At 54.8% G+C, this 17124-nt stretch carries 13 protein-coding genes; 7 read left to right on the top strand and 6 right to left on the bottom strand.

From position 1 onward, the window contains the following. Positions 1-300 precede the first annotated feature (300 nt). Positions 301-1371: a protein YgjJ gene (gene ygjJ, locus QOT07_RS10105; protein WP_283603031.1), complete on the top strand. Its 1071-nt coding sequence runs from the start codon at positions 301-303 to the stop codon at positions 1369-1371. Between the two features lie 17 nt (positions 1372-1388). Beyond that, on the top strand, positions 1389-3761 hold the full coding sequence (gene ygjK, locus QOT07_RS10100; RefSeq protein ID WP_283603030.1) for an alpha-glucosidase: 2373 nt from the start codon (positions 1389-1391) through the stop codon (positions 3759-3761). 50 nt (positions 3762-3811) lie between these two features. Here the strand turns inward: ygjK and QOT07_RS10095 are convergent, their stop codons facing one another. The 3 genes from QOT07_RS10095 to QOT07_RS10085 all read right to left on the bottom strand — a co-directional run bounded on the left by QOT07_RS10095 (position 3812) and on the right by QOT07_RS10085 (position 6660). After that, positions 3812-4237: a universal stress protein gene (locus QOT07_RS10095; RefSeq protein ID WP_099062374.1), complete on the bottom strand. Its 426-nt coding sequence runs from the start codon at positions 4235-4237 to the stop codon at positions 3812-3814. A 165-nt stretch (positions 4238-4402) separates the two neighbouring features. After that, complete coding sequence (locus QOT07_RS10090; protein ID WP_219015954.1) at positions 4403-5809, bottom strand: cytochrome-c peroxidase; 1407 nt, start codon at positions 5807-5809, stop codon at positions 4403-4405. 332 nt (positions 5810-6141) lie between these two features. After that, positions 6142-6660 (bottom strand): hypothetical protein, encoded by a 519-nt coding sequence (locus tag QOT07_RS10085; RefSeq protein ID WP_099062376.1) that lies wholly within the window; start codon positions 6658-6660, stop codon positions 6142-6144. A 238-nt stretch (positions 6661-6898) separates the two neighbouring features. Here QOT07_RS10085 and metQ point away from each other — a divergent pair, with 238 nt between their 5' ends. The 5 genes from metQ to lhgO all read left to right on the top strand — a co-directional run bounded on the left by metQ (position 6899) and on the right by lhgO (position 12808). Further along, positions 6899-7714, top strand: coding sequence for a methionine ABC transporter substrate-binding lipoprotein MetQ (gene metQ, locus QOT07_RS10080; RefSeq protein WP_099062377.1), 816 nt, complete (start codon positions 6899-6901; stop codon positions 7712-7714). A 192-nt stretch (positions 7715-7906) separates the two neighbouring features. Then, positions 7907-8941, top strand: a complete 1035-nt coding sequence (locus tag QOT07_RS10075; RefSeq protein WP_099062378.1) for a TAXI family TRAP transporter solute-binding subunit — start codon at positions 7907-7909, stop codon at positions 8939-8941. A gap of 9 nt (positions 8942-8950) precedes the next feature. Continuing rightward, the gene (locus tag QOT07_RS10070; protein ID WP_207977782.1) at positions 8951-10909 is read left to right on the top strand and encodes a TRAP transporter permease; all 1959 of its coding nucleotides are present in this window, start codon (positions 8951-8953) and stop codon (positions 10907-10909) included. After that, positions 10899-11615, top strand: coding sequence for a FadR/GntR family transcriptional regulator (locus QOT07_RS10065; RefSeq protein WP_283603029.1), 717 nt, complete (start codon positions 10899-10901; stop codon positions 11613-11615). Before QOT07_RS10070 ends, QOT07_RS10065 begins: the two co-directional genes overlap by 11 nt. 2 nt (positions 11616-11617) lie before the next feature. Continuing rightward, the gene (gene lhgO / locus QOT07_RS10060) at positions 11618-12808 is read left to right on the top strand and encodes an L-2-hydroxyglutarate oxidase (protein ID WP_283603028.1); all 1191 of its coding nucleotides are present in this window, start codon (positions 11618-11620) and stop codon (positions 12806-12808) included. A 60-nt stretch (positions 12809-12868) separates the two neighbouring features. Here lhgO and QOT07_RS10055 read toward each other — a convergent pair whose 3' ends face one another. From QOT07_RS10055 to QOT07_RS10045, 3 genes are all read right to left on the bottom strand, one after another. Then, positions 12869-14962, bottom strand: a complete 2094-nt coding sequence (locus QOT07_RS10055; protein WP_283603027.1) for a right-handed parallel beta-helix repeat-containing protein — start codon at positions 14960-14962, stop codon at positions 12869-12871. A gap of 146 nt (positions 14963-15108) precedes the next feature. After that, entirely contained in the window at positions 15109-16026 is a 918-nt protein-coding gene (locus QOT07_RS10050; RefSeq protein WP_283603026.1) for a sugar ABC transporter substrate-binding protein, read from the bottom strand. Between the two features lie 61 nt (positions 16027-16087). Beyond that, positions 16088-17116, bottom strand: coding sequence for an ABC transporter permease (locus tag QOT07_RS10045; RefSeq protein ID WP_112348103.1), 1029 nt, complete (start codon positions 17114-17116; stop codon positions 16088-16090). Positions 17117-17124: the final 8 nt, after the last annotated feature.

Below are 17124 nucleotides of genomic sequence, written 5' to 3'. Positions count from 1 at the left end.
CTGCTGACCCCTCCCCCCAGAAACTTCCCCATCGCACCTGTACGACGGTTCAGCCTGTTCGCAATACCACTAGCGAAGATACCGATTTCATCCTTTGTGATCAAGTTAACGATTTACTGATTTAGCGATATTTTTTACTAAATACTTTACTAATATAACTGCCGTTTTACCGTCTTGCTTAAGACGGTTTTTTATCTCCTCCCAGGGAAAAGGGGCCGACCCACAGGGCGTTAATGGATCACGTTGGCAGGCATCTCGCCATGTTGACCGTCCAATACCCCCAAACTGATGCGTGTCCAAATGAAAATAAGAGCTAATAATAAATTTTTACCCGCTTTACTGCTGATTTTACCGCTGGAATTACCGGCGCAGGAGTCCGTGGTCCCCGCAGAACATAACGTCCTCCCGCCGCCAGAGTTAACAACCACCGAGGCTACCGCCCTGCGCTTTTACGGTGAGCTGGGCATTGGCGGCAGCGTCTATCTCAACGGTGAGCATCAGCATAAATACAGCGACGGCACCTACATTGAGGGCGGGCTGGAAATCAAACACGGCCACTGGTTCGGCCTGATCTACGGCGAGGGCTGGACGGTACAGGCGGACCACCAGGGCAATGCCTGGGTACCGGACCACAGTTGGGGTGGCTTTGAAGGCGGCATCAACCGTTTTTACGGCGGCTATCGCACCGACGACGGCACCGAAATGATGCTCAGCGTGCGCAATGACTCCTCACTGGATGATTTGCAATGGTGGGCCGACTTTACCCCGGAATACGGTTATGTGATCCCCAACACCCGGGATCTCTCCTATGCCGCCAAGCTGCAAAATCTGACCGGGAAGTTCCGCTACAGCATCACCGCCGCACCGGAAAGCCGCATTGATGAGAGCAAGGCATTACTGCACTTTGGCAAATATGACCGCTACTCGGACAAGTACACCTACCGCGCCATGGTCAACGGCTACACCCAATACGATCTGCAGGAAGAACTGACGTTATTGAACGGCCTGGAAATCACCGACGGCATGGGGCAACTGTATCTGCTGGGGCTGAAAGGCAAAAACCTGGCCGGACGCGTCTGGCACCACACCGGTAAGGGGGACGGCAGCAGCCACCCGGGCTCGGAATCAGGTCTGATGCTGAGCGCTATGGTTGAAGCCACCCAAGGGCTGTATTTCTCGACCGCCTACAGCTACGCCCGCCACCGGCTGGACAATGCGCCGGACACCGTCACCTCTTACGCGCAGGCCGGTATCTGGTACGAGTATGGCGGCGGCAAATTCGCCACCGCGCTGGACAGTAAATTCTATATGACCAACGACAGCACCGACGCCAGTAACTCGTTGTTTCTGATGCAGTATTTTTATTGGTAACCGACAAGGCAAATATAATGAATATGATGAATAAACTGCCGCCTTTGGCCGTGGCTATCACTCTGGCAATATCGGGCTGCTCCTCGCACCCGGGTAACGAGAACACCTTGCGGGCAGACGCCTACAAAAATGTGATTAATCGCAGCGGCGCGCCGCACTACATACTCGATTATGATTTTGATGAACATCAGCGTTTTAACCCGTTCTTCGATCAGGGCGCCTGGCACGGTCATTTATTGCCTGACGGCCCAGAGGGTGCCGGCGGCTTCCCCGGTCCGGCACTGCTCACCGAAGAGTACATCAACTTTATGGCCAATAATTTCGATCGGCTGAGCCTGTATAAAAACGGTAAGAAAGTAAATTTCAGCATGACGGCCTACAGCATTCCCGGTGCGTTGATCCAGCAACTCACCGCACCAGGGATCACCGTCAATCTGACGTTACGTTTCGCTAGCGCACGCACCTCGCTGTTGGAAACCCAAATCATCACCGATACGCCGCTGGAGCTGGTGTGGGATGGCGCACTGCTGGAAAAATACTATGCCAAACAGCAGAAACCGCAGTCACCTCAGACTATCGAGCAGGCCTTCCCAGGCTACACGCGACATATCCTGCCGACCACGGATGGCCTGCGGGTCACCTTTGGCAAGGTGCGTGCGGCCTCGCAGCTGATGACTTCCGGCCAGTCCGAATACCAAATTCATAAATCACTGCCGCAGCACACCAGGGTGAACGGCCATCAGTTCACCGCCACAGCCCAAATTTCTGGCTCTACCACTCTTTACACCACCTACTCTCACCTGCTCACCGCTGCTGAAGTGCAGCAGGAACAGGGAAAAATTGCCGCTATCCTCGCCAACCCGCAACAGTATATGACCGCTTCGGCACGGCGTTGGGAAAGCTATCTCAGCAAAGGGCTCACCAACCCACACGCCACCCAGGCACAGGAACGTGTGGCGGTGAAAGCGATAGAGACATTAAATGGTAACTGGCGCGGCGCGGCCGGAGCGATGAAGTTTGATTCGGTGACCCCTTCGGTGACCGGGCGCTGGTTCTCCGGCAACCAGACCTGGCCCTGGGATACCTGGAAGCAGGCTTACGCCATGGCGCATTTTAATCCTGATGTCGCCAAAGATAATATCCGCGCGGTGTTTGCCTTCCAGACTCAGCCGGATGACCCACTTCGCCCATGGGATGCCGGTTTTATCCCCGATCTGATCGCCTACAACCCCAGCCCGGAACGCGGCGGTGACGGCAGCAACTGGAACGAACGTAATACCAAACCCAGCCTGGCGGCCTGGGCGGTGATGGAGGTGTATAACACCACCGGCGATAAACAGTGGCTGACCGAGATGTATCCGAAACTGGTCGCCTACCACAACTGGTGGCTGCATAACCGCGACCATAACGGCAACGGCGTACCGGAATATGGCGCAACGCGGGATAAGGCGCACAATACGCCGGATGGCCAGATGCTGTTCACCGTGAAACTCGGGCAGCATGAGAAAACGCTCGCCGGGTTGAACAACTACGATCGGGTGGTGCGTTCCGGCCACTACGACAGCATCGAAATTCCAGCCCAGGTTGCCGCCTCCTGGGAGTCGGGCCGCGACGACGCTGCCGCCTTTGGTTTTATCGACCCGGATCAATTGGCCCGCTATCTGGCAAAAGGGGGAAAAAGGCAGGACTGGCAGGTGAAATTTGCCGAAAACCGCGCGCCGGACGGCACCCTGCTGGGCTATTCATTGCTGCAGGAGTCGGTGGATCAGGCCAGCTACATGTACAGCGACAACAAGTATCTGGCCGAGATGGCCGATATTCTGGGCCACAGTACCGATGCCACCGCCTTCCGCAGCAAGGCCGATAAACTGGCGGATTACATCAATACCTGCATGTTCGACCAATCCAGTGGCTTCTTCTACGACATTCGCATCGAAGATAAACCGCTGTCCAATGGCTGTGCCGGTAAACCTATTGTCGAGCGCGGCAAAGGGCCGGAGGGCTGGTCACCGCTGTTTAATGGCGCTGCCAGCCAGCAACATGCCGATGCGGTGGTTAAAGTGATGAAGGATCCCCGTGAATTCAACACCTACGTGCCACTCGGTACGGCGGCGCTAACCAACCCGGCGTTCGGCGCGGATATTTACTGGCGTGGGCGGGTATGGGTAGATCAGTTGTATTTCGGGCTGAAAGGAATGGAAAGCTATGGCTACCGTGCCGATGCAATAGCCATGGCACAGGCTTTCTTCAACCATGCTGACGGGCTGGTGACTGACGGGCCGATCCGCGAAAACTACAATCCGCTGACCGGTATGCAGCAAGGGGCCCCCAACTTCTCCTGGAGCGCCGCACATCTGTATATGTTGTATAACGACTTTTTTACCCAGTAATCTCGCCGTTACCCTGCCAGGCCGTTCAACTGGCAGGGGTTTCGGTCGGACTAGGATTTAATCGGGATCACCAGCACGTCGACATTCAACTGGTTAATCGCATGGCGGGTTGAGGAAAACAGTTTGTTCCACAGATCGTGGTGATGGCCGAAGATCACCAGATCAATGCTTTTATCCACCACCGCATTCTGCAATTGTTCAGTGAAATCACCACGCCCAATAATCACCTCGTTGATCGGGTAATTCACGTTTTGGGTCAACGGCTCCAGCTCTTTCTTGATCTTGTCGTCAAAAGACCCACCATCGTAGCTTTTCTCCGAGAAACCAATTGCCGCATGGTAGGTATCGTAATAAATATCCACGTAGATCAGGGAAAGTTTAGCCTGCAGCGCAGCGGCCAACCGCGCGCCTTTTTCCACCAGCCGTTTGCCGTCTTCACTCAGGTCGGTAGCGATCACAATATGTTGGTAGCACATAGCGCCTCCTGTCATTGATTCAGTAGAGACCCCTGCTTCCGCTATAACATTAGCGTTATATCGTTACGGTTAATTTTAGTTCAGAACGAGTGACCGGCGAAGATATTACACTGGAATAGCCCCGTTGCCGGGGCCAGATGAGAAGACATTGAGTGAAATGCGAAGTTAACGACGCTGTTCCTGATTTTGCTGATAAGGGGTATAGACCCCGGACAGACTATTAAGGAAAGCGACAATATCATCCACGTCCTGCTGCGGCAGTTCGCTACCCACCTGATAACGCAGCATCAGTTTGACGGCCTGATCCAGCGTAGCGACATCGCCACGATGAAAATAAGGCGCGGTCAGCGCGACATTGCGCAGACCCGGGACCTTCTGACGCAACCTGTCACGCGCTTCGCTGGTGACATTCATTCGCCCAATATCTGCCGCGGTAATCTCACCAAAATTGAAATCACGCTTCAGCCCCAAGGGTTCAAAGGATCGCCCCCCCAAGATGGTTCCTCCATGGCAAGTGGCGCATTTGTTGTCTTTAAATAATTGGTAACCGCGCTTTTGCTGCATCGTCATGGCATTCCCATCGCCACGCAGCCAACTATCGAAAGGTGAATCTGGGGTGATCAAGGTTTTTTCAAATTCGGCAATGGCATCCGTAATATTCTCGCCGCTGAATCCCTGCGGATAAACGGCGACAAAATCGCGGGTCAGCACCGGATCCTTGTCGAGCTTATTGATAATTTCATCCCAGGATTTGGAGGCCATTTCTATCGGGTTTAATGGGGGTCCACCGGCCTGTGCCTGTAACGTCGGCGCCCGGCCATCCCAAAATTGTTCGCTATTGAAAACCGAGTTAAACACCGTTGGCGCGTTAATCGGCCCCACCGCGCCACCCACGCCAATTGAGGTTTTTCTTCCGTCTACGCCCCCGGTATTGAGTGAATGGCAATGAGCACAAGAAAGCGTGCTATCTCCCGAAAGACGAGGATCGTGATACAGTCGAAAACCCAATGCCACTTTTTGTCCATCAACAGGCAACCCCTTGGGGATCGGTTGAATCGGTTCATTACGGTGCTGTTCCGCGGCCTCGTTGCTTGAGTAATAACGCGCCCGCTGTTGCGCTATCCAGCCGAGGATGATCTCCCGCTCCTCAGAATTTATCTGTCCCGCCCAATGCAAAGCTACATAGCGAGTCGGCGGCATGGTTTTGTGCTGCATGACCCACTCAATTTTATTCAGATCGCTTTGCATCGGCGGTTTATCTTTAATCAGGGCGCTGCGTACCGGCTCCAGACTGAAAGACGAGTAACCCAGACGAATATCGTACTCCATCAACTGCTTGGCTACCGGGAAAGAAGCGTAAAACGGAAGTTCGGCTGACGGGGTATGGCAATAGTCACAGCCCTTTTCCCTCAGCAACCCAAGCACCTGGTTATTCTGTTCCACAGAGGAACGGAGTACCGAACTATTCTGATTACGCTGGGTATCGAGGTACCAGACATAACCGCACAAGCCGAAATAAATTAGCGCAATCCCTGCAATGGAAATTGCCGAAATACGGATGACCTTTTTCATTTCTCTATCCTTATGAGACATTGCCGACCCAATAACCGCCGTAAACCATAATAAACAGCGGGGCAATGGTATTATTGATAAACATCAATAATTCTCACAGGTGTAACCTATAGCTGAAATAGCACTGACCTATCAACAATGAATTTTAAATTCCACATAAATACTCAAAACATTAATTTAGCAAAGATAAAATCAGTACTCATTCATTAAATGAATGCCGATTGGAATAATTAAGCAATGCTAAAGCGATAAGAATAAAATAATTTCTTGACGGGGGGAAAGATAACCGCAGGCAGCGCTCGCACAGAATATCTGGCAAGCGCTGCCTGAGATCAACGCACGCGTTGTGCTTCAAACCAAACGTTGCACACCGACAGGATCAGCGTGTTGGCATCTTTCAGCAGCACATTGTCTCCCGGTACGCCATCGGTGCCCTGATCGGTGATGCCTTTGATCTGGGTATCGGCATGCTGGATCATCACCCGCTCTACCGCCGGCGTACTGATGCCCAGCATCGGAAAATCGATATAGGAGCTGCTGCCGGAATTGTCTTCGACAAACTCCTGCGCCTCTACCGTGCTAACGGTGGCCCCTTCGTTTTTCAGCGCGGTACCGTTCCAGTTAAAGCCATCGGCCTGGTAACTGAGTTTACCGCCAATCAGGCCTTTCGCCTGTTGCTCGTCCCAGCAACCGACGGTTTGCGTCGGCAAGATCTTGCTGACATGCCAGTTGCCCAGCAGCGTTTTAGGGATAGGTTGCACCACCGCATCCGCCGCCTGCACCTGAGTCGCTGATACACAAGTCAAAACCACCAATGGCAGCAGCGCCTTGCGCCACATGTTAAATCGCATTTTCTTTTCCTTTGGCTATTCGCGCCCCTGTCGGGCTTTCCGCCATCATAATGAGCCGGTGGAACCTGCGTCAAAACAAACTGAGTATCAGGGCACAAACAGGGCGGATGCTGCTCATAGCAAATCGCTATTAATCATAGTGAATCAGTATTTTATTTTAGCCAGACGATTATCTAGAGTCACTGCCACTCTTCAGCCTGCAATAACCAGCAGGCTATTTTGACAAGGACTCTGGGAAATGACATTGACGCTAAAAAAACTCGCCGCCACGCTGGCAGTAACCAGCACCCTGCTCCTGACCGCCTGTGGGCCGGCTGCACAAGACAACCACCACATCAAGGTCGGTATCAGTTCCGGCATCGATCAGTCGCTGTGGGCCGTGGTACAGAAGGTTGCCAAGCAAAAATACGATTTGGATGTGGAAGTGGTCACCTTCAATGATTACGTGCTGCCCAATGAGGCGTTGAATAACGGCGATTTGGATATCAACGCCTTCCAGCATAAACCTTATCTGGAAAAACAGATCCAGGAGCGTGGCTACAAACTGGTGGCAGTAGGCAACACCTTCGTTTATCCGATTGCCGGTTACTCGAAAAAAATCTCTGCCCTCAGTCAACTGCCGGACGGCGCGCAGGTCGCAGTACCGAATGATCCCACCAATCTCGGCCGCTCACTGCTGCTGTTGCAAAAACAGGGGCTGATCGGGCTGAAGGACGGCGTCGGGCTGCTGCCGACGGCGCTGGATATCGTCAGTAACCCGAAGAAATTGAAAATCGTTGAGATCGAAGCGCCACAGTTGCCACGCGCGCTGGACGACAAACAGGTTGCACTGGCGATTATCAACACCAATTACTCCAGCCAGATCGGTCTGACGCCGGCCAGGGACGGGCTGTTTGTCGAAGACAAAAACTCACCCTACGTCAATATCTTCGCCAGCCGGGTAGATAACCAGAACAACGAAAACGTTAAAAATCTGGTCAAGGCTTACCAGACCGACGAAGTGGCCGCCAGCGCCGCCGAAATCTACAAGGGCGACGCGGTTAAAGGCTGGTAATTTGCCCTTCACCCCGTGGCGACCGTTACGGGGTTCTTCCATCTCCCGGCTTTATCTCTCGAGTTTTTCGCTCACATTTCACCCACCCAGATCACAAATCGAACACTGCCCGCTAGGTGAAAAAAGCTGCAATGTTGTATACAAGTTTGCGTAAATGTTTTCTATTTGTTTCAAAAACCTTTGGTGAAAATAATGAAAAATAGAAAAATCAAACTGTTACTGATTGCAGGTGCAATGGTCGGCGCCGCTGCACTGGCGGTAGCCGGTAAGGTGGAAAATGCCGACAAGACCTTTCTTTCTGTTGCCACCGCCTCCACCGGCGGAACCTACTATCCGATGGGCGTCGGGCTGGCCAATGTCTGGAGCAACCGTCTGAAGCAAAACGGTATCCAGGTCAGTGGGCAGTCCTCCGCCGGATCGATCGAAAATATCGACCTACTGCAAAAGAACGAGGCACAGCTGGCAATTCTGCAAAGCCTGATCGCCGTCGAGGCTTATGAAGGGGTGCGTAATTTTGAAGGCCGTGCCTACAGCCACCTGCGTTCAATCTCCATGCTGTGGCCGAACGTGGAACACTTTGTGATGCTGGAAAACAAGGTGAAGGACGGTACCCTGAACGATATCGCCGGGACCCGTTTCTCGGTAGGCCCGCAGGCCAGCGGCACCGAACAGTCGACGCTGATCATTTTGCAGGGGGTGAACCTGAGCAAGAAATCGCTGACCGCAGAGTACCTGGGCTACGGCGACACCGTTTCAGCCATGCGCGACGGCAGGCTCGACGGTGGCGCATTGCCAGCCGGAGTCCCGGCGGCGGCGGTAACCGACATGTATGCCAGCGGCGTGCCTTCGCGCATTCTCAACGTCACCGACGAACAACTGGCCAGTATCAACGCCATCGCCAACTCCTGGTTCCGCTTTGATATCAAAGCCGATACCTACCCGCGTCAGAGTAAAGCGGTGTCCACCATCGCCCAGCCCAATATTCTGGTAGCCCTGAATGGCCTGGATGAAAAGCTGGTGTATGACCTGACCAAAACCCTGTTTGAAAACCTGCCGGAGGTGCATCAGGTGCACAGCGCCGCCAAATACATTTCGCTGGAAAACGCGCTGAAAGGGGTCTCGGTACCGCTGCACCTCGGCGCCTACAAGTATTATCTGGAGGCCGGGGTCAGCGTGCCCGACTATCTGATCCCACCGGAAGCGGCGACGCTGACCGCCAATCGATAAGGAGGCCGTATGAGCACTAACAACCTGTCACCGCAAGATGCCGTCGATCTGGATAAGGAAGCCGGAGCCGGTAGCCGGCCGCTGAGCGGCATCTATTTGCAATTGGCCACCCTGTTGGCGATCGCGATATCCGTCTATGCCATTTACGCCAACGCGTTGTCGAATACCCAGGAATTTTACCGCAATACCACCTTCCTTAGCGGCATCCTGATCCTGGGCTTTATTTTATTCCCGGTTTCACCCCGCTACGCCACCAGCAAATTCAACCGTTGGGACTACCTGTTTATCATCCTGACGCTGGTCAGCTACGGCTATTTCTACGCCAGCTATCTGGACTTGCACGTGGTGCGCAAAAGCATTCCCAATACCACCGACTACGTGATGGCCGTGATCGGCATCGGCGTCCTGTTTGAAGCTGCGCGCCGCACCACCGGTTATTTCATCCCCGGACTGGCGACCTTCGCTATCATTTACGCGCTGTTCGGCCAGTACTTTATGGGCATCTTTGGCCACGGCGGCTTCTCGTTCGAGCGCTTGCTGTACCGGCTGTTTATGACCAGCGAAGGGATCTTCGGCATCACCCTGTCCACCGCCTCCACCGCCATCGTGGTGTTTATTCTGTTTGGCGCTTTTCTCAGCGTCAGCGGTGCTACCGCGTTGTTTAACGATTTGGCGCTGGCGATCGCCGGCCGCCGTCGCGGTGGCCCGGCGCAGGTTGCGGTGATCTCTTCGGCGTTGACCGGCTCCCTGAGCGGCAGCGCGGTGGCCAACGTCGCCACCACCGGCACCTTTACCATTCCGCTGATGAAAAGTATCGGCCTGTCGGCGCGCTTTGCCGGTGCGGTCGAAGCCACCGCGTCCACTGGCGGGATGATCATGCCGCCGATTATGGGCGCGGCAGCCTTTATCATGGCCGGTTTCCTCGGCATTTCTTACACCACCATTGTGATGGCCGCCATCATCCCCGCGCTGCTGTATTACGCGGCGTTGATTATCGCCATCGATCTGGAGGCTAAAAAGCAGGGTCTGAAAGGCATCAGCAAAGAAAATATTCCTAAAGTGAAGGCGGTGCTGAAAGCACGCGGCCTGCTGTTACTGCCGCTGATCATTGTTATCGGCACCCTTCTGCTGGGCAAAACGCCGATCTACGCCGGGTTCCTCGGCATTATTTCGATCATCGTCGCCAGTTGGATCACCCCTGATACTTCGGTGCGCATGACACCGAAAAAAATCGCCACCGCGCTGAACGAAGCGGCGCGCGGCTCCATTCAGGTGACGGTAGCCTGCGCCGCCATCGGGGTGATTATCTGCGTGGTGACCATGACCGGTATCGGCTCGACGCTGGCGTTCAACATTGTCGCCATGACCAACAATACTCTGTGGATGATCCTGCTGGTGGTGATGTTGGTGTGTATCGTGCTGAGCATGGGCCTGCCCTCGACCGCCTTGTACATCGTGGTGGCCGTCACCGTTTCCCCGATCCTGATCAAGGCCGGTGTGATGCCACTGGCGGCGCACTTCTTTGTGTTCTGGTTTGGTGCCCTGTCCAACATTACCCCGCCGGTGGCACTGGCCAGTTACACCGCCGCCAGCATCGCCCGCGCCGATCCGATGCAAACCTCCTGGGACGCGGTGCGGCTGGCGCTGCCGGGCTTTATCATCCCGTTTATTCTGGTCTACAACCCGATGCTGCTGATGCAGGGTGACGATCTCAACGCGTTGTCGGTGATCCATATGGTGATCAGTGCACTGGTAGGGATTTATGCGCTGTCGATCGCCAGTGCCAATTTCTGGATGATGAAAACCCACTGGCTCGAGCGGGTGCTGTTCACCGTCGCGGCTATCCTGCTGATTAAACCGGGTCTGCTGACCGATCTGGGCGGCGCGGCGCTGATTATCACCGCGGCGTCGGTACATCTGCTGCGTTTCAGGCGGAGCACTGCGCAGGGGGCGCTGAATGGTCAATAAAGTTACGCGACAGAAGGCCTCACATCAGGTACTGGCGCAGTTGAAAGCAGGCATCAGCGACGGCAGCTTCCCGGTCGGGGAAAAGTTGCCGTCGGAAAACACGCTGGCGGAGGCATTTGGCGTCAGCCGGGTGCCGGTGCGAGAAGCGCTCGGCATACTGGAAGTCAGCGGAATTATCTCCTCGCGCCAGGGGGGCGGCCATCGGGTTGAGCAACACTCATTGCTGAGCAAGTACCCGCCGCTGGTGATGGAAATTGCCGACCCCAACGAGGTGGAAGCGCTGCTGGAAATGCGTGAAGTCATTGAGCAACAGGCGGCCCGCATGGCCGCCGAACGCCATACTGCCGCAGATTTACAAGCGATTGAGCAAGCGTTTAATGATTTCAAACGCTGCACCCTCGACGACGGCTTGATTGGTCACCAGCAGGATTACCTGTTCCACCGCGCCATCATGCAGGCCTCGCACAACCCGTTTTTCGTCCAGATCCTGGATAACATGCACGAGCTGTATCTGGGCGTGCTGGTGTATTCACTGAGCAAAAATCTGGGGCGGCAAGCCGAACGCCAGCGGGTGATCGACGAACACCAGCAGGTGCTTCTGGCGATCAAGGCTCGTGACCCGGCGGCAGCCACTGCCGCCATGCAGAATCATCTCAGCAACGTACGCGGCAAATTGCGCCGCCTGGATAATGAGGAGTTAGGGTAACCATGCATGATGTGATCATTATCGGTGCCGGCCTGGTCGGGCTGGGCGTCGCCAATGCGCTGCAGGAGGCCAACCCGTCGTTGCGCATCCTGATACTGGAAAAAGAGAGCGGCCCGGCGGCACACCAAAGCGGCCATAACAGCAACGTGGTGCATTCCGGCATCTACTATGCCCCCGGCAGCCTCAAGGCACGGCTGGCCAAGCTGGGTAACCAAAGCATGTTCGCCTTCTGCCGCGAGCACGACCTCTATCACGACCAATGCGGCAAGGTGATTGTAGCGACCCAGTTGAAGGAGCTGGATTTACTGGAAAACATCTATCAGCGCGGGTTGCAAAACGGGTTGGCGGTCAGCCGGCTGTCGCAGGCGCAGTTAAGGGAGCGCGAACCGCACGTCAACGGGCTTGAGGCGCTGCTGGTGCCGGACGCCGGTATCGTCAATTACAGCCAGGTAGCGGCAAAACTGGCGGAAATTATTCAGCAACGCGGTGGCGAGATCCACTACGGCCAGCAGGCCGAGGGCATCAGCGAAAGCAGTGACGACGTCAGCGTTCGCACGCAACACGCGCAGTATCAGGCCAAATGGTTGGTTAACTGCGCCGGTCTGTTCAGCGACCGCATCGCCGCCCTGGCCGGTTACCAGACGGGCATGAAGATCGTGCCGTTCCGTGGAGAGTATTACGTGCTGAACGACGAGAAAAACTATCTGGTGAATCACCTGATCTATCCGGTGCCCAACCCGGACTTTCCGTTCCTCGGCGTGCATTTCACCCGTATGTATAACGGCAAGCGTGACGTTGGCCCCAATGCGGTGCTGGCATTCAAACGCGAAGGTTATCGCAAATGTGACTTCAGCCTGCGGGATTTGAGCGAAGTGCTCGGCTATCGGGGGTTCTGGAAGATTGCCGGTAACTATCTGGGGGAAGGATTGGCAGAAGTCCGGCGTTCCCTGTCACGGCAGCGCTTTACCGAAAATGCACGTCGGTTGATCCCCGAACTGCAACCGGAAGACATTCAGCCCGGTCCGGCCGGCGTTCGTGCTCAGGCCCTGACCGCCTACGGCAAACTGGTGGACGACTTCCATTTTGTGAAAGGCCGCCGCTCGCTGCATGTTTGCAATGCGCCCTCCCCGGCGGCAACCGCCTCGCTGGAGATCGGCCGTGAGATCGTGCGGCAACATCTTTCTTCACTGTGAGGGTTAATAACTCTTTTACCATGCTGAGGAAAAATGGCGCTGCATGCAGCGCCTGATAGGTTAAATTCCGCTATTACAACGTGTGGTCAGCTGTAGCGCTGGCAGGGTTATCGTGCTTGCCGTCGGATTGGTTAGTGTAAAGGTCACCGTGCCTGCCTCAGTGACGCATACCGTACTTTTCACTCGCTTTGGATTCTGGTTGAACTTCACTCCGTTAGCGACAAAAGTGGACTGCACTGCCGCCAATTGCGCATCAATATCCAGGCTAGCTCCCGCCGCCAGGGTTACGTCCTGGGCCGTTGACGTGACGATCAAATCAACAAAGTCGCCGCCCACCCACTCGGGGTCAGCCCCCCCTGTTACGCAACTATATTTACGCGCAAAACCCGGCACAGCCCTAACGTTATACACCTCGTCCCCTACCCGAGCATCGATGTCTGTCGGCATTTGGCTGTCATAACGGAATTCCCGACGGCCATAGGCGCAAGCATCCATCTGAATCCGACGAATGCTGCCAACACCAATCTCAAACTTGGTTACCGGCACAAAGGCAGTGTCGAATACGTTCTTCCCAATAACGGTGTTTGGGCCGTAATCCGCACCAATAAAATACAATCCGGCGAAGGAGGAGTTAAGCTGCACAATGTTATCGGCAAACACAAAGTTGCCTGGGTTTGACAGACGGATATGCCCCTGATTGGTGTCAGTTACCCGGTTCCCGACAAAGCTGCCACCCGAACCTAATTTAATGTAATTGCTACCGGATCCAGCATTAGTGAACGTCGACCCCTCAAAAAAGTTACCGTTGGTCGTACAACCACTCGCGGAAAGCGCAATCTTGCAGTTCAGTACACGGTTGCCGGTAACCGTCGCTCCGGTCGCAGAAATACCGGGATACTCCGCCAACGGGCTGGTGCCACAGGTATCCACCTGGTTATTGGCGATAAGCGCATACTCAGCCTTAATGTCAGTCAGGGTCGTGAAACTGATGCCATTCTGAACCGAATTACGCACAGTGTTGCCTACACATTTGCTGCGTCTAATCGGATTCTTTTGCGGGTTATTACTCAGCTCATTGTCGACAATAATGCCAAAACGATCGACGCCATCGACAAAGTTATCTGCCACCTCCCAGTCTTCGATATTGGTGAATGCAATGCCGTAAGAGAGGTTGGTGAGTGAGTTGCCCTGCACCAGCAAATTCTGGAAAAAAGTCGTTGAACCGCCATTTTCATCGTTGAGGGTGATCCCTCCACCACGATGACCTTGGGCGGTATTGGGCGAACCAATAGCGTCGTACAACCGATTATTGAGGATCTTACCGTCAAAACTGGGGGTTGAAGAGGTCTTCAACAATATCCCATCGCCGTTATGATGATAAATTTCGTTATCACGCAGCACCCAACGGCGGCTGCCGCGCACCGCAATCCCCTCTTCACCCAATTCATGACACTTATTGCGGTAAACCTCAAAACTCTCCGACTGTCGGATACTGATAGCATCGGTATGCATAAACAGGTCGAGATCGTACAAGCGGAAACGCTGGCCGCCATCAATAAATAACGCAGTAGCCTGCTTAGACCACAGACGCGTGGGGTCGCTGCCTTTGCGGCTCAACGTCAGGCCGCTGAACGAAAAATCCGTTTTATTGACAAAGGTTAGCATCGTCAGCGTCGTCTTATCACTGTCCAGATAGAGTTGCCCGCCTCCACTAATGGCACAAAAGCCAGGCGCATCAAGCGGAGCAAAGGGGGTGTTGGCATCAATATCCGCCAGACGATAACGGCCTTCGAATACCATTTTTTGCGGCGTCTGTGCGGTGGCGATTGCACTCGCGTAACGGAACAGGCTTTTAAGCGCCGGATAATCATTGGCAATACCATCGCCCACGGCACCAAACATCTCCGGGTTTAATACAGAATCGGAATCAAGCACCCGCATCCAACAATAGGGTGAACTGGCGGGCTGGGTAATATAGATGCATCCATCAAGGGTAACCCCACTGGCTGGGATCGAAACAAAGGTGCCGCCTCCCAGCGTACTGCGAATTTGTTTACTTAACCGCGAGGCATCAAAGGCAGTCACCGTCATCAAGGTACCGGTAGGTGCCGTTTGCTGAGCCAGAGCAACAATATCTATGCAGGTATCGGTCATGGTACATCTCCTCGTAACGGCATGATTGCCGCCAGATAACTGTATATAAAAACAGTAACCCATAAAATCTGCCAGCCGATGGCACAACAAAAAAACCAAAAAAAGCGCTGCCTAAGCAGCGCCATTACCAAGCTGTAAAACTCTGGCTATTTCGCCACGTACTTTTGCATATTGCCCGGGGTCACCAGTTCAAACGGGATCCAGTAGTAAGGATCCAGCTTTTCGCCTTTGATCATGCGCTGCGCCACCTCAACCGAGGCTTTGCCCTGACCAACGGCATCCTGAAATACCGTCACCTGCATCTTGCCGGAAGCTAACGCCTTCAGGCCGTCCGGCGTGGCGTCGATGCCGCCAATCAACACCTTGCTGTCCTGCTTGCCGGCCTGCTGCAACGCCATGATCGCGCCAATCGCCATCTCGTCATTATTGGCAGCGACGATATCGATAGACTCACCGTTGGTGACCCAATTCAGCATCAGATCCATCCCCTCGCTGCGCGAATAGTTGGCGCTCTGCTTTTGCACTACCTTCATTTTCGGGTACTTGGCCACCACCTGCTCTACATCCTTGGTACGTTGCAGTGCACCGGCATCGGTCAGGTTACCGATCATCACCGCCACGTTGCCCTGGTAGTTGGCCAGCCGCGCCAGCTCTTCCATCTGCAAGGTACCGGACTGCCTCTCGTCGGAACCAACAAACACCACGCCGGAGGGCAGCTTGCTGTCGCCCGGCGTGCGGTTCACGTACACCAGCGGAATGCCCGCTTGAGTCACCATTTTAGTGATAGCGGGCGTACCCGCCGAGTTGACCGGGTCGACAATAATCGCGTCCACCCCGGCGCTGATAAAGTTCTGCACCTGATCGGTCTGGCGGCCAACATCGCCGCGGGCATCTTCGAACTGCACGCTGATGCCGCGCACCTTGGCCTCTTTGTCGATCGAATGACGAATGATGGTCAGGAAATTCTGGTCGAAATAGGCCATCGACACGCCGATGGTTTCCGCCAGCACCGAGGTGGAACAGCTGAACGCCGCCACCAGCACGATTCTTTTTATGTATTTCATGATGATCCCCTGAGATAAAAAAAACCGCCGGGCAAGGTGCACCGGCGGAGTTTTACGGCAATCAGTGTTTTTTACGGTTACGGTGCATATCGATAGACACCGCGGCGACGATAATCACGCCTTTGATAATGTCCTGAATATAAGAGTCCACACCGATAAAGGTGAAACCACTTTTAATCAGCCCGAGGATCACCGCGCCAATCAAGGTGCCGGTAATGCGCCCGACGCCGCCCATCAGGCTGCTGCCGCCGATCACCGCCGCCGCGATGGCGTCCAGTTCGTAGGACATCCCCATGCTCGACTGGCCGCTGCTGACGCGCGCCGCCAATACCACACCCGCCAAGCCTGCCAGGCCGCCGGCAATGGTATAGACCGTCACCAGGTATTTATTGACGTTAATGCCGGACACCCTGGCCGACGTCATGTTGCCGCCGATGGCGTAGATGTATTTGCCGTAGCGGGTGTGCTTCAGTGCGATGTGGAAGATCACCGCAACTACCAGGAAGATGATCACCGGCATCGCGCCCTGGCCGATTGAGGTAAAGCCGTCGGACAGGAAGCTGATCGGGTTACCCTGGGTGTAATACTGCGCCAGGCCGCGTGCCGATACCATCATGCCCAAAGTCGCGATAAAAGGTGGGATACCGGTGCGGGTAATCAGGAAACCATTGATAAAGCCGCAGATAATACCCACCCCGATCCCCGCGCCGATCGGGATCGCCGCCGGCAGGTCGAGCAACGCCGGGTACATCGGTGAAATGCTGTCCGACGTTTGTGCCAGGCTAGCCGCCACCACCGCGGTCAAGGCAATCAGCGAACCGGAGGAAAGGTCGATACCGGTGGTGATAATGACCTGGGTAACCCCCACCGCGATAATGCCGATAATCGCCACCTGCAGCACAATCAGCAGCAGACGGTTAGGGTTCATCAGGAAGGACTGGTCGCGGATGTACCAGCCAAGAATTTCAAATACCAGCGCGATGCCGAGCATCACGATAAAGATGCCGGTATCTTTCGGCATTTTGCCACTCAGACCGGCGAACAGCGGCGCTTTACCCGCAAGCGGCTTCTCAACTTTTACATTACTCATGGGAATTC

The organism is Serratia proteamaculans (assembly GCF_949794035.1).
Taxonomy (GTDB): Bacteria; Pseudomonadota; Gammaproteobacteria; order Enterobacterales; family Enterobacteriaceae; genus Serratia; species Serratia proteamaculans.
The sequence above is the reverse complement of the archived record's forward strand: the minus strand, read 5'-3'. Positions and strand labels throughout refer to the sequence as shown.